Origin of the sequence: Streptosporangium sp. NBC_01755 (genome assembly GCF_035917995.1) — a bacterium.
Classification (GTDB): domain Bacteria; phylum Actinomycetota; class Actinomycetes; order Streptosporangiales; family Streptosporangiaceae; genus Streptosporangium.
In genome coordinates this window covers 6327444-6341021 of the sequence record NZ_CP109131.1, presented here as the reverse complement: position 1 = coordinate 6341021, position 13578 = coordinate 6327444, and the positions used below count along the sequence as shown (strand labels likewise).

Below are 13578 nucleotides of genomic sequence, written 5' to 3'. Positions count from 1 at the left end.
ACCGTTCCACCCGCCTGTTGATCCTCTTTTGAACGCGACAAAACGAACATAATGGGGCACTGTTTCCGTCGGGGCGCCCTTCCGGAGCCCGCCCCGGTGGCCGGCGTTCTCATCGGATCCTCATCGGGCGCCAAGCGGGCGTTGAGACGGTTTCCACAGGGTGTGGCCATGGACGTGCGCCATGTGGCGGCTGTACCTGCGGCCGGTGGGCGCGGCACGAGCCGCGGCCTGTCGGGACGGGGCTCGGGCGGATGGAGCCCCGGTGCGGCCTCAGCGGGTGACGGAGGCCGCCCCGGCGGCGTCGACGATGCCCCGGCCGTAGAAGCCGTTGCGCGCCTTCGAACCCTCGCACTTGTGAACCTCGTCCGCGACGAGGTCGATCTTGTAGGCGTACTTGCGGGACGAGGGGCAGGCCTTCTCGGTGGCGGTGGCGTACAGCAGGCGCTGGACCTCTCCGGGGGCCATGGTGAGGCCGCTCTTGTCCGGCTTGCCGAAGCGGCTGATCAGGATGGCGGCCACGCCGGTGGCGTGCGGGGCGGCCATGGAGGTGCCGACGAGGTACTGGTAGTAGGCGCAGACGTCGTCGCGGCACTCCCGGATGATTGATTTGTACTTCGGGGTGCCGTCGGCGTTGAGCTGTCCCTTGGCCCGCAGCGCGTTCTCCGGGGCGGGGGCCAGGATGCCCTTGGTGATGTCGTAGCCGGTGCCGCCGTCGAACTCGTCACCGCCGGGTGCCGACAGGTCGGCCTGCTCGATGCCGTAGTCGGAGTAGTAGGCCTTGCGCTTGCTCGGGCCGACCGCGGAGACCGAGATGACGCCCTTGGACTCGGCCGGGACGTTGAGGCAGGAGTTGTCGATCTTGCGGGTGCGCTCGACGTCCTTGGGGTAGTCGGGGCTGGTGTCGTCCTTGCTGGGCCTGCCGAGGTCCGTGGAGCCGTTGCCGATGGCGCTGATGAGGGTGACGCCCCGCTTGCGGGCGTAGTCGAGGGCGCGCTGCATGCCGGTGACGACGCCGCGCTGCTCCAGCTGCTCGGCCTTGGAGTCGGCGGGGTTGGCCTTGCAGTTGAACAGCCACGGGTCGACGTAGAAGCTCATGTTGACCACGTCGATCCCGGCGTCCGCGGCGTAGGTGAGCGCCTCGATGCTGGGCTTGAGGAAGAACAGGCCGGAGTCCTGGCCCGCGCGCAGGTTCACCAGGGAGACCGCGGGGGCGACTCCGGCGACGCCCCGGCCGTTGACCGGCGAGGCGATGGTGCCGGCCACGTGGGTGCCGTGGCCGTCGTCGTCCCAGTCGACCGGGTCCTTGCAGTTCTTGAACTCGCAGGGCCCGTCGACGGTCTTGCCGGCCGGGTCCTTGGGCCGGTCGGTCACGAAGTTGCGGCTCAGGGCGTAGTTGAAGTTGGGGGCGATGTCGGGGTGCCTGCCGTCGATGCCGGTGTCGATGACGCCGACCAGCACCTGCTTGCTGCCGGGGGCGGTGGCGTGGGAGCCGTCCGCGGTGGCGCCGATCATCTTCATGTCCCACTGCTGTCCGGCCAGCGGCTCCGAGGCGCCGGTGGCGGACGCCCGACCGTCCGGAGTGCCCCGCTGACCGAGGGCGTCGGAGGGCGGAAGGGCCGCGGGGGCTCCTGTCGCGGGGAGCGCGGGGGCTCCTGTCGCGGGGAGCGCGGTGGCGGAGCCGATCCTGCGGTCGGAGGAGACGCCCACGACGGCGTCGCTGGCGGCGAGGTCCTCCACGAAGCGGGAAGCGGGGCCGCCGGCGACGATGTAGCCGAGCCTCGTCTCCGTGGACAGCGCGGTGCCGCCGCTCGCGTCGATCGCGTCGATCGCGCGGTCGTGGGCGCCGTCGGCGTAGAAGACCAGGTATTCGCGGGCCTGGCTCGCGACCGTGGCGGCCCCGCCGTCCAGGGCTCCCGCCGTGAGGGTCGCCGCCAGGGCGAGCACCGTTCCCGCGCCCGTCAGGCCTCTGATCCCGCGTCTCATCGATCCTCCGCACCTGGCCCGATCAAGAAAATTTATCCTTCAGCCGTACGTACGACAAAGCGAACTCAATATCCGCTCTGCGTATTTTTCCGTGAAGGGGCCAGTGGAACGGCCGGTACACAAGGCGTTCCCGGGTGCGGCGGACGGTGCCGCACCCGGGAACGCCTTGACGTGCTCATACCGGCCGTGACATACACGGACCAACTACAACCTACTTAGTGTTCAGACCAGCCGCGTTCAAACCAGTGGCCTCGCGGTCGGCGGGATCGCCACCGGCAGGGCCGTCTGGCCGGTGAGGTAGCGGTCGGCGGCCGAGGCTGCCGAGCGGCCCTCGGCGATCGCCCACACGATCAGGGACTGGCCGCGACCTATGTCCCCGGCGACGAAGACACCGTCGACCGAGGACATGTAGCCCCTGTCCCTGGCGACGTTGCCCCTGGCGTCGAAGAACTCGCCTTCGGCGACTTCGGCGAGCTCGGTGAGCAGGCCCTTCTTCTCCGGGCCCACGAAGCCCATCGACAGGGTGACCAGCTCGGCGGGGATCTCCCGCTCCGAGCCGGGTACCGGCTTGAATCCGGCCGCGGGACCCTCCACCTCGACCAGGCGCAGCGCCCTGACGTTGCCGTCGGCGTCGCCGGCGAACTCGGTGGTGGAGACCGCGTAGACCCGGCCGCCGCCGCCGTCGGCCAGCTCCTCGTGGGCGCTCTCCATCTTGAACAGGATGGGGAAGGTGGGCCACGGCTGGCTGCCGGGGCGCTCCGCCGGGGGCTGGGGCATGATCTCCAGCTGGGTGACCGAGGCGGCTCCCTGACGGATCGCGGTGCCGATGCAGTCTGCGCCGGTGTCACCGCCGCCGATCACGACGACGTGCTTGCCCTCGGCGCTGATAGGCGAGACCGGGTAGTCACCCTCCTGGACCTTGTTGGAGGGCGGCAGGAACTCCATCGCCTGGTAGATGCCCTTCAGGTCGCGCCCGGCGACGGGCAGATCCCGCCACTGGGTCGCGCCACCTGCCAGGACGATCGCGTCGAACTCCTCGCGCAGCCTCGCCGCCGTGATGTCGACGCCGACGTTGACGCCGGTACGGAACTCGGTGCCCTCGGCCCGCATCTGGGCGAGCCGGCGGTCGATGTGCCGCTTCTCCATCTTGAACTCGGGAATGCCGTAGCGGAGCAGGCCGCCGATCCGGTCGGCGCGCTCGAACACCACCACGTCGTGCCCGGCGCGGGTGAGCTGCTGTGCGGCGGCCAGGCCCGCGGGGCCCGAGCCGACGATCGCGACCCGCTTACCGGTCTTCGAGGTGGGAGGCCGGGGGGTGACCCAGCCCTCGTCGAAGGCCCGGTCGATGATCTCGACCTCGACCCGCTTGATCGCGACCGGGTCGGAGTTGATACCGAGCACGCATGCCGCCTCACACGGAGCCGGGCACAGGCGGCCGGTGAACTCCGGGAAGTTGTTGGTGGCGTGCAGGCGCTCGATGGCCTCCTGCCAGTCGTCCCGGTAGACCAGGTCGTTCCACTCGGGGATCAGGTTGCCCAGCGGGCAGCCGTTGTGGCAGAACGGGATGCCGCAGTCCATGCATCGCGCCGCCTGCTTGGTCAGCGCGGGCTTGGGGAAGTCCTCGTAGACCTCCCGCCAGTCGCGGATGCGCACGTCCACCGGGCGGCGCGCCGGCAGCTCGCGTCCGTGAGTGAGGAAACCCTTGGGGTCGGCCATCGGTCGTACCTCCCTTATCCCTGAACAACCTGAGCGGTCTGGACGAGTCGCCGGGGGTTCCCGGCCGGGGTGCGCGTGGACATCGGCCTCACCCCTGGACCGCGGCGGTCATGACCGCCTCGTCGATGTCGCGGCCCTCCAGCCGGGCGGACTCGGCGGCCCGCAGGACCCGCTTGTAGTCCGTCGGCATGATCTTGCCGAAGCGGGACGGGTCCCAGTCGGCCAGCAGCGCCTTGGCCACCGTGGAGCCGGTCTCGGCCAGGTGCGCCTCGACGATCTCGCGCAGCGCCTCGGAGTCGGCCTCGTCGAGCTCCTCGATCTCCACCATCTCGCGGTTGACCCGCTCGACGTCGAGGTCGAGCAGGTAGGCGACGCCGCCCGACATGCCGGCCGCGAAGTTGCGGCCGGTCGGGCCGAGGACGACCACCTTGCCGCCGGTCATGTACTCGCAGCCGTGGTCGCCGACGCCCTCGACCACCGCGGTGGCGCCGGAGTTGCGGACGCAGAACCGCTCCCCCACGACGCCGCGGATGAAGGCCGCACCGGAGGTCGCGCCGTACAGGCCGACGTTGCCGGCGATGATGTGCCCCTCCAGCGAGGCGACCTCGTGCGGCCGGACCGAGACCCGGCCGCCGGACAGGCCCTTGCCGATGTAGTCGTTGGCGTCGCCGGTCAGCCGCAGCGTGACGCCCCTGGGCAGGAAGGCGCCGAAGGAGTTGCCCGCGGAGCCGGTGAAGCGCACGTCGATGGTGTTGTCGGGCAGCCCCGCGCCACCGTACCGCTTGGTCACCTCATGACCGAGCATGGTGCCGACGGTGCGGTTGACGTTGCGGATGGGCAGTTCGAGGGTGACCGGGGAGCCGTCCTTGAGCGCGCCCTCCGCGAGCTGGATCAGTGTGTTGTCCAGTGCCCTGGCCAGTCCGTGGTCCTGCTCCACCACGCGGCGGAGCGAGGCGCCGGCGGGCAGCTCGGGCTGGTGCAGGATCGGCGACAGGTCAAGACCCGCGGCCTTCCAGTGGTTCTCCGCCGAGGTGGTGTCCAGCAGTTCGGCGTGGCCGACGGCCTCCTCCAGGCTGCGGAAGCCCAGCGCGGCGAGGTACTCGCGGATCTCCTCGGCGATGAACTCGAAGAAGTTGACCACGAACTCGGGCTTGCCGGTGAACCTCTTGCGCAGTTCGGGGTTCTGGGTGGCGACGCCGACCGGGCAGGTGTCCAGGTGGCAGACGCGCATCATCACGCAGCCGGAGACGACCAGGGGTGCCGTGGCGAAACCGTACTCCTCGGCGCCGAGCAGGGTGGCGATGACCACGTCGCGGCCGGTCTTGAGCTGGCCGTCGACCTGGACGGTGATCCGGTCGCGCAGGCCGTTGAGCAGCAGCGTCTGCTGGGTCTCGGCCAGGCCGAGCTCCCAGGGGGCGCCCGCGTGCTTGAGCGAGGTCAGCGGGGAGGCGCCGGTGCCGCCGTCGTGGCCGGAGATGAGCACGACGTCGGCGTGGGCCTTGGACACGCCCGCCGCGACCGTTCCGACGCCGACCTCGGCCACCAGCTTGACGTGCACGCGGGCGGCGGGGTTGGCGTTCTTCAGGTCGTGGATGAGCTGGGCGAGGTCCTCGATGGAGTAGATGTCGTGGTGTGGCGGCGGCGAGATGAGGCCGACGCCCGGGGTGGAGTGCCGGGTCTTGGCGATCCACGGGTAGACCTTGTGGCCGGGCAGCTGGCCGCCCTCGCCGGGCTTGGCGCCCTGGGCCATCTTGATCTGCACGTCGTCGGCGTTGACCAGGTACTCCGACGTCACGCCGAACCGGCCGGAGGCCACCTGCTTGATGGCCGAGCGGCGAGCCGGGTCGTGGAGCCGCTCGGGGTCCTCGCCGCCCTCACCGGTGTTGGACTTGCCGCCCAGCCGGTTCATCGCGATGGCGAGCGTCTCGTGCGCCTCCATCGAGATGGAGCCGTACGACATGGCGCCGGTGGAGAACCTCTTGACGATCTCGCCGACCGGCTCGACCTCGTCGATCGGTACCGGCTCGCGGACGCCTTCCTTCAGCTTGAACAGGCCGCGCAGCGTCATCAGGCGCTCGGCCTGGGAGTCCACCAGGCCGGTGTACTCCTTGAAGATCTCGTAGCGGCGCGAGCGGGTGGCGTGCTGCAGCTTGAAGACGGTCTCGGGGTTGAACAGGTGCGGCTCGCCCTCGCGGCGCCACTGGTACTCGCCGCCGACCTCCAGGCGGCGGTGGGCGTTCTCGGCCCGGGGGTAGGCGCGCCGGTGGCGCAGCGCCGCCTCCTCGGCGAGGACGTCGAAGCCGATACCGCCCAGCCGGGAGGTGGTCCCGGTGAAGCAGGCGTCGACGACCTCCTGGCTCAGGCCGAGCGCCTCGAAGATCTGCGCACCGGTGTAGGAGGCGACGGTGGACACCCCCATCTTGGACATGACCTTCAGCACGCCCTTGCCGTACGCCTTGATGAGGTTGCGCACGGCCTTGTGCCTGTCGACCTGCAGGGCGCCGCAGTCGACCATGTCCTCGACGGTCTCGATGGCGAGGTACGGGTTGACCGCCCCCGCGCCGTAGCCGACGAGGAGCGCCATGTGGTGCGCCTCGCGCGCCTCGCCGGTCTCGATGACCAGGCCGACCCTGGTGCGGGTCTTCTCGGCGATCAGGTGGTGGTGGACGGCGCCGGTGAGCAGCAGCGACGGGATCGGCGCCAGGGCGTCGGAGGAGCCCCGGTCGGAGAGGACGATGATCCGCGCGCCGCTCTCGATGGCCTCGGAGACCTCGGTGCGGATCTCCTCGATGCGGCCGAGCAGTGCCTCGCCGCCGCCCGCGACCTCGTACAGGCCACGGACCACGTGCGGGCGGAAGCCCGGCAGCGCGCCCTCGTCGTTGATGTGGACGATCTTCGCGAGCTCGTCGTTGTCGATCACCGGGTAGGGCAGCACGAGCTGGCGGCAGGAGGCCGGGCCCGGGTCGAGCAGGTTGCCCTCGGGGCCGATGGTGCTGGCCAGGGAGGTGACGAGCTCCTCGCGGATCGCGTCCAGCGGCGGGTTGGTGACCTGCGCGAACAGCTGGCTGAAGTAGTCGAACAGCAGCCGGGGCTTCTCGCTGAGCACCGCGACGGGGGTGTCGGTGCCCATCGAGCCGATCGGCTCGGCGCCCACCCTGGCCATCGGCGCCAGGATGATCCGCAGTTCCTCCTCGGTGTAGCCGAAGGTCTGCTGCCGCTTGATCAGCGCCTCGTGCGTCGGGGCCTCGTGCGAGCGGGCGGGCAGCTCCTCGAAGCGGACCAGCCCGGCGTGCAGCCAGTCCGCGTACGGCAGTTCGGCCGCCAGCTCGGCCTTGATCTCGTCATCCTCGATGATCTTGCCGAGGGCGGTGTCGATCAGGAACATCCTGCCGGGCTGCAGGCGGCCCTTGCGGACCACGTCCTCGGGGGCGATGTCGAGCACGCCGGCCTCGGAGGCCAGCACGACCAGGCCGTCGGTGGTGACCCAGAACCGCCCCGGGCGCAGGCCGTTGCGGTCGAGTACCGCGCCGACCAGGGTGCCGTCGGAGAAGGTGATCGAGGCCGGGCCGTCCCAGGCCTCCATCAGGGTGGAGTGGAACTCGTAGAACGCCCGCCGGGCGGGGTCCATCTCGGTGTGGTTCTCCCACGCCTCGGGGATCATCATCAGCACCGCGTGCGGCAGCCGGCGTCCGGCGAGGTGGAGGAGTTCCAGGGTCTCGTCGAAGGAGGCGGTGTCGGAGCCGGCCGGGTCACAGATCGGGAAGAGCCGCGACAGGTCTCCCGGCAGGTTCGCGGTCCGCAGCATGGCCTCGCGGGCGCGCATCCAGTTGCGGTTGCCCTTGACCGTGTTGATCTCACCGTTGTGGGCGACGTAGCGGTACGGGTGCGCCAACGGCCAGGAGGGGAAGGTGTTGGTGGAGAAACGCGAGTGGACCAGCGAGATCGCGGTCTCGTAGCGCTCGTCGGTGAGGTCGGGGAAGAACTGCTCGACCTGCAGCGGGGTGAGCATGCCCTTGTAGACGATGGTCCGGCAGCTCAGCGAGGGGAAGTAGACGTCCGCCTCGTGCTCGGCCCGCTTGCGCAGGCAGAAGGCCAGCCGGTCCAGCTCCAGGCCGGTCTCGCCGTTCGGGGAGGTCACGAACAGCTGACCGAAGAACGGCATCACCGCGCGGGCGCTCGGCCCCGGCAGGTCGGGGGTGGTCGGCACGTCGCGCCAGCCGAGGACCGTCAGGCCCTCCTGTGCGGCGATCTCCTCGATCAGCCGCACCGCCCTGGCGCGGGCCGGTGCGTCGGCGGGCAGGAATGCCATACCGGCGGCGTAGGCGCCGGCCGTGGGCAGAGGGAAGTCCACCGCGGTGCGGAAGAAGGTGTCCGGGATCTGCGTCAGGATCCCGGCGCCGTCACCGGTGTCCGGCTCACTCCCCTGTGCCCCCCGGTGATCGAGGTTGCACAGGGCGGTCAGCGCCTTCGCGACGATGTCGTGGCTGCGGCGGCCGGCCACGTCCGCGACCATGGCGACGCCACAGGCGTCGTGCTCGTGCGAGGGGTGGTACAGGCCCTGGGGCTCGGGAAAACCGAGGTGGGCAGCGGGCATCGAATCCCTCCCGTCGTCTTGCTTCTTTGGAACAAGCAAGGGACGACGTTGGCCCTGCTGCGTGGTGGGTAGAGGGTACCGTACCCTGCCGGATACCGGCCTACCCGGTCAGGACTTACTGATTTGGCCCCTATTCGCCCGGTTCGTTTAACGCGCGACGGTGGCGCAACATTCCAGGTCCGGACTCTAAGGTGGCTCAATGGAACCAAGCGCCCCCGCCGAACCGGGCGACCCCACCGGCCTGACAGACATCAACACTGCGAACATCCCGGGCGTGTCGGATCGAACCGGCGCGCCAGAGGTGTCAAGTGGCCCGGCCGCCCGCGAAGGGGTCATGGCGCTCGTCGCCCGGCTGGGCGTCGACGGCAGGCGGCTGAGGATCGCGCTGGCGGCGCTGGGCGAGGGCCGCTGGTGGACGCTCGCCGACCTGGTCAGGCGGACCGCGACGTCGCGGCGGACCGTCGAGGCGCTGCTGCGCGAGGTGGACGGGGAGCTGGAGCGTTCCGGCGACCGCTTCAGGCTCTCCGCCCCCTGGGCCGGGCATGAGGTGAGCACCCTCGCACCGGCCGACCCGGTGGCGCACCTGCTCGAAGGCCGGGCCGACCTGGTCACCCGCATGGACGAGCTGATCGCCAAGGCCCCCCGAGGCCGCCACACGCTGGACCACGTCGCCGCGACCGGCGACACCGTGGTCCGGCGGGCACTGCTGCTGAACGCCCGGTTCTGGCTGGACGGCGCCCGGCTGTTGTGCGTGGGCGACCACGATCTGACCTCGCTGGCCACCGCGATGCTGCACCCCGGCGTCGAGGTGACGGTCGTCGACGTCGACGAGCGCATCCTGGCCTACATCGGCGGCCAGGCCGACCGGCTCGGCCTGCCGATCCGGACCCGCTGGGCCGACCTGCGTCTGGGACTTCCCGCCTCCGCACAGGGATGGGCCGATCTGGCGATCACCGACCCGCCCTACACCCCCGAGGGGGTCGGGCTGTTCGTCGCCCGCTGCGCGGAGGGGCTGCGCGACCGCGAGCAGGGCCGGATCATGCTGGCGTACGGCGCGAGCGAGCGCACCCCCGCGCTCGCCCTCAAGGTGCAGCAGGCTCTGTCCCAGCTCAACCTGGTCAACGAGGCGATCTACCCCGACTTCAACCGCTACCTCGGCGCCGAGGCCATCGGTTCGGCCGCCGACCTGTACGTCCTGCGCCCCACCACGAGGACCTGGCCGGCCGCGGCCGCCCGCACCGGCTCCCTGGGCACCGCCATCTACACGCAGGGTCCCCAGTCCGTGGAGTCCACGACCGCCCCCGCCGAGGTGGCCGCCGACTTCGACGACGGGTTCACCCCGGAGGTGCTGGTGGGCGAATGGCCCCGCGACGTGCTGCCCAGAGCCCCCAGGGCACGTCTGGCGACCTGGCTGGCCAAGCCCTACGCCAGCGCCCCGGCCAGGGTGGCGATCTCCGTACCGGCCGGGCTGGAGGCCGCGCTGCCCCGGCTGCTGCTGGCCACCCGCGCCGGGGAGGTCCGGGTCACCCTGGCCTCCGCCCCCAAGGACCTGCCCGCCGACCTGCTCGCCCCCGTCTACGACCTCACCGCCGAGGGCACGTCCGTACGCGCCGTACGGGTGGCGCACCCCACCGGGGACGCGGCCCGGATCCTGCGCCGCGTTCTGGACAACGCGCACGGCAAGCTCGCCAACACCTGGCGCGAGGCCCTGATCAGCGTCCGGGGCGACCTGACGAAGAAGCAGGCCAGGGCGGTCATCTCCGCCGTCGCCCGGTGGGCGGACGACGTCACGGTCCTCGAACTGCCCGTCCACCGGCTGCTGGAGCTCCGGGCCGCGGTGGAGAGCTCCCTCAGCGCACCAGCCGACGCTGGATCACCAGGCTGAGGCCGTCGACGGCGACCTGCGGGTAGGTGAGATCCACCCGGCCCCCCTCGGCCACGGGGGCGACCCAGCTGACGGTGGCGTAGTGCCCCAGGGCACGGGCCTGTGCCCAGCTGCGCGAGCCGTCGAAACCCTCGGGCGTGCCGGGGGCGGGCCGGACGAAGCCGCCGCTCCCGAGCGCCGCCACGAGCCTGTCCGCGGCGGCCGAGTCCGCGAGATTGAAGATCAGGAACTGCCCGGAGACCGCGCCGTCCTCGGTCTCGTAGCGGGCCCGCAGCGCCTGCGTGCACCCGTCAAGCGCGTCCAGCGCGCTCCCCCAGGCCGCCTCGGCGCAGTCGGCGAGGGTCTCGGTGGTCTTGCGCGCGAGCGTGGTCGTGCCCGCCGACACCGAGGGGCCGGGAAACATCTCGGCGACGGTCAACGGCCGGGGGTCGAGGGCGCGGGTCGCGATGGGCGCGTAGTGGGCCGTGCTGGGCTCCACCCGAAGGACGGCGGCGCGTGGGTCGGGCCTGCCCCCCAGCAGGAGGAAGGCCGCCACCCCGGCGACCACGACCAGCACGGCGACGGTGACGGCGATCCACTTGCGCATGAGGAAAGAGCTTACTTTGACAGGCGGGGCGCCAGGGAATAATGAGCCGAGGCGAACACGGGGGCGGCGGGGACTGTTCGGACCGGGACTGTTCGGACCGGGACTACTTGGACGGGGCGGGCGCGGGAGAGGCCGCGACGACACGGCGGAAGATCGTCTTCTCCACGCTGCGGATCGTCAGGGCCAGCGAGACGAAGTCGTCCCTCGGACCGGGCTCGGCGCCGTCGGTCCTGCCGATCCAGACCAGCCCCGCGTAGTGCCCCATGGCGTGCCCGCCGGCCTCGGTGTGACCCTCGGCGGGGAAGACCGCCCTGGTCGCCTGAAGCGGCCGGACCCAGCCGCCCCGGTGCAGGGTGGTCAGCGCGTTCACCAGCGTGTCGGCCGAGGCGGTGTCGCGGAGGTTGAACAGGGTGTACTGGGCGACGTAGCGGCCGTCCGCGCTGACGTACAGGCCCCTGGCCACCTGGGTGCAGCCGCCCTGGGCGAGCAGGTCGGCCAGCCCCTGGCCCCAGGTCGCCATCGCGCAGTCGGCCTCCAGGCGGGTGCCCGCCAGCCTCAGCGTGATCCTGCCCTCCTTGAGGGTCCTGGCGGCGAAGAGCTCCTTGACCGTCAGCGGTCCGGGGTCGGCCTTGCTCTGCGCGATCGGCGCGAACACCTTGGAGGAGGGCCAGCCCTTGTAGACGTCGGGCCTCGGCTCGGTGCCGATGACCGGGGCGGTGGCCTGTTCCGGCACGAAGTCGTTGCCGATCGCGGAGATCGCGAGGGTGAGGGCGACCGCGGCGACCAGCACGCCCGCCACCACCCCCAAGACCATCAGCAGCCGCTGCTGGGATCGGGTCAGCCCCCACTCGTCCAGCCGGGTGATGTCCTCGGTCTGGGGCTGCGCCTTGGCGGAGGCGCGGCGGCGCTTGCGCACGGGGGGGGAGGGCGGGCCGGCCGGAGGCGTCACAGCCCGACTCCGCCCAGAAGGGTGCCCAGGCCGAAGGTCAGGGCCGCGGCGACCGCACCGACGAGGAGCTGGCGCAGCCCGCTGTACCACCAGCTGCGTGCGGTGACCCGGGAGACCAGCGCGCCCGCGCCGAACAGGGCCAGGCAGGAGATCACCGCCGAGGTCGACAGGCTGGTGACCCCGAACAGGTACGGCAGGAGCGGCAGGAGCGCGCCCACGCCGAACGACAGGAACGAGGAGATCGCGGCGATCCTGGGCGAGGGCAGGCCCTTGGCGGTGACCCCCAGCTCGGCTTGGGTGTGCACCTCGAGCGCCCTGGCGGGGTCCGCCGAGATCTGCCTGGCCACCTCGGCGGCCACGGCGGGATCGACGCCCCGGTCCTCGTAGAGCTTGGCGAGCTCCTCCTGCTCGGCCTCGGGGTGGCGTTCGAGCTCGCGCCGCTCGACGTCGATCTCGGCCAGGGCGAGCTCCCGCTGGCTGGCCACCGAGACGTACTCACCCCCGGCCATGGAGAACGCGCCCGCCGCCAGCCCCGCGACCCCGGCCAGCACGATGACCTCGGTGCTGGCGGTGCCACCGGCGACGCCGGCGATCAGGGCGAAGTTCGAGACGAGGCCGTCCATCGCGCCGAACACCGACGGCCGCAGCCAGCCGCCGTTGACGTCACGATGCCGGTGATGTATCTCGACGCGCCCCCCCGAGTCGTCGCCGTTCACCGGGACCCTTTCTCCTCCTGGTCGGCCAGGTCAGACGGGTGGGCCGGATCGGCCGAGTCGTCGGCCGCGAGCGTGCCGGAGGTGAGCCGTGGCTCATCGTCCTCCCCTGCCGCGCCGCCGCTCTCGTCCCGGTCGGCCAGGTCGGACGGATCGGACGGATCGGACGGGTCAGCCAGGTCGGACGGGTCGGTTGGATCGGACGGATCCTCCCCGTCCGAGGTGGTCGGGGCGACGGCCGGCTCGACATCGGTCTCGGCCTCGCCCTTGTCCGAGCCGTCGATCCCGTCCTGCGCGGGCTCGGCGGCCGGATCGGGCACCGGACGGACCAGCTCGGCGTTGCTCTTGTTCCTGGCGTACCAGAAGTAGGCCATCGCCCCGATGAACAAGACGATCGAGGTCCACTGGTTGAGCCGCAGGCCGAGGATGTGGTGGGCGCTGTCGACCCGCAGCCCTTCGATCCAGAAGCGGCCCACGGTGTAGCCGGCGACGTAGAGCGCGAACAGGCGAGCGTGGCGGAGCGCGAACCTGCGCCCGGCCCAGATGAGGACCAGCGCCAGGCCCAGGTCCCAGATCGACTCGTACAGGAACGTCGGGTGGTAGGTGTCCTCGCCGGGCACCGTGCCCGGCCGGTCGGGGTCGATCTCCAGACCCCACGGCAGGTCGGTGGGACTGCCGAACAGCTCCTGGTTGAAGTAGTTGCCCCAGCGGCCGATGGCCTGGGCCACCGCGATGCCGGGGGCCACGGTGTCTGCCACCGCCGACAGGGAGATGCCCCTGCCGCGGCAGCCCAGCCAGACACCCACCCCGCCGAGCGCGACGGCACCCCAGATGCCCAGGCCGCCGTTCCAGATGAACAGCGCCTCGATCGGCTCGTTGGGCGCGTCCGGCCCGAAGTAGAGCTGCCAGTCGGTGATGACGTGGTAGAGGCGACCGCCGACCAGGCCGAACGGCACGGCCCAGACGGCGAGGTCCACGATCGTTCCCGGCTCACCGCCGCGGGCACGCCAGCGGCGCTCGCCGATGACGACCGCGACGACGACGCCGAGCACAATGCACAGTGCGTAGGCCCGGATGGGGACCACGCCGAAGAGATACCAGACCCCCTGGGAGGGGCTGGGAATCGAGGCGAGGGGCATGTCAGGTGACGTT

The 13578-nt window shown here is 71.3% G+C and carries 8 protein-coding genes; 1 reads left to right on the top strand and 7 read right to left on the bottom strand.

Going from position 1 to position 13578, the window contains the following annotated elements; translation table 11 throughout:
- Positions 1-270: 270 nt before the first annotated feature.
- The 3 genes from OG884_RS30080 to gltB all read right to left on the bottom strand — a co-directional run bounded on the left by OG884_RS30080 (position 271) and on the right by gltB (position 8293).
- Positions 271-1983: a S8 family peptidase gene (locus OG884_RS30080; protein ID WP_326638448.1), complete on the bottom strand. Its 1713-nt coding sequence runs from the start codon at positions 1981-1983 to the stop codon at positions 271-273.
- 237 nt (positions 1984-2220) lie between these two features.
- Positions 2221-3699: a glutamate synthase subunit beta gene (locus tag OG884_RS30075; RefSeq protein ID WP_326638446.1), complete on the bottom strand. Its 1479-nt coding sequence runs from the start codon at positions 3697-3699 to the stop codon at positions 2221-2223.
- A gap of 88 nt (positions 3700-3787) precedes the next feature.
- The gene (gene gltB / locus OG884_RS30070) at positions 3788-8293 is read right to left on the bottom strand and encodes a glutamate synthase large subunit (protein WP_326638444.1); all 4506 of its coding nucleotides are present in this window, start codon (positions 8291-8293) and stop codon (positions 3788-3790) included.
- Between the two features lie 199 nt (positions 8294-8492).
- On the opposite strand from gltB, the gene OG884_RS30065 reads away from it, so the two are divergent.
- Positions 8493-10178, top strand: a complete 1686-nt coding sequence (locus tag OG884_RS30065) for a bis-aminopropyl spermidine synthase family protein (protein ID WP_326638442.1) — start codon at positions 8493-8495, stop codon at positions 10176-10178.
- Here OG884_RS30065 and OG884_RS30060 read toward each other — a convergent pair.
- From OG884_RS30060 to lgt, 4 genes are all read right to left on the bottom strand, one after another.
- Positions 10144-10764, bottom strand: a complete 621-nt coding sequence (locus tag OG884_RS30060; RefSeq protein WP_326638440.1) for a hypothetical protein — start codon at positions 10762-10764, stop codon at positions 10144-10146. The genes OG884_RS30065 and OG884_RS30060 overlap by 35 nt on opposite strands.
- Before the next feature lie 103 nt (positions 10765-10867).
- Positions 10868-11680 (bottom strand): hypothetical protein, encoded by an 813-nt coding sequence (locus OG884_RS30055; protein ID WP_326638438.1) that lies wholly within the window; start codon positions 11678-11680, stop codon positions 10868-10870.
- A 29-nt stretch (positions 11681-11709) separates the two neighbouring features.
- On the bottom strand, positions 11710-12429 hold the full coding sequence (locus OG884_RS30050; RefSeq protein ID WP_326638436.1) for a VIT1/CCC1 transporter family protein: 720 nt from the start codon (positions 12427-12429) through the stop codon (positions 11710-11712).
- Complete coding sequence (lgt, locus tag OG884_RS30045) at positions 12426-13565, bottom strand: prolipoprotein diacylglyceryl transferase (RefSeq protein ID WP_326638434.1); 1140 nt, start codon at positions 13563-13565, stop codon at positions 12426-12428. The genes OG884_RS30050 and lgt overlap by 4 nt, the downstream gene beginning before the upstream one ends.
- Positions 13566-13578 lie beyond the last annotated feature (13 nt).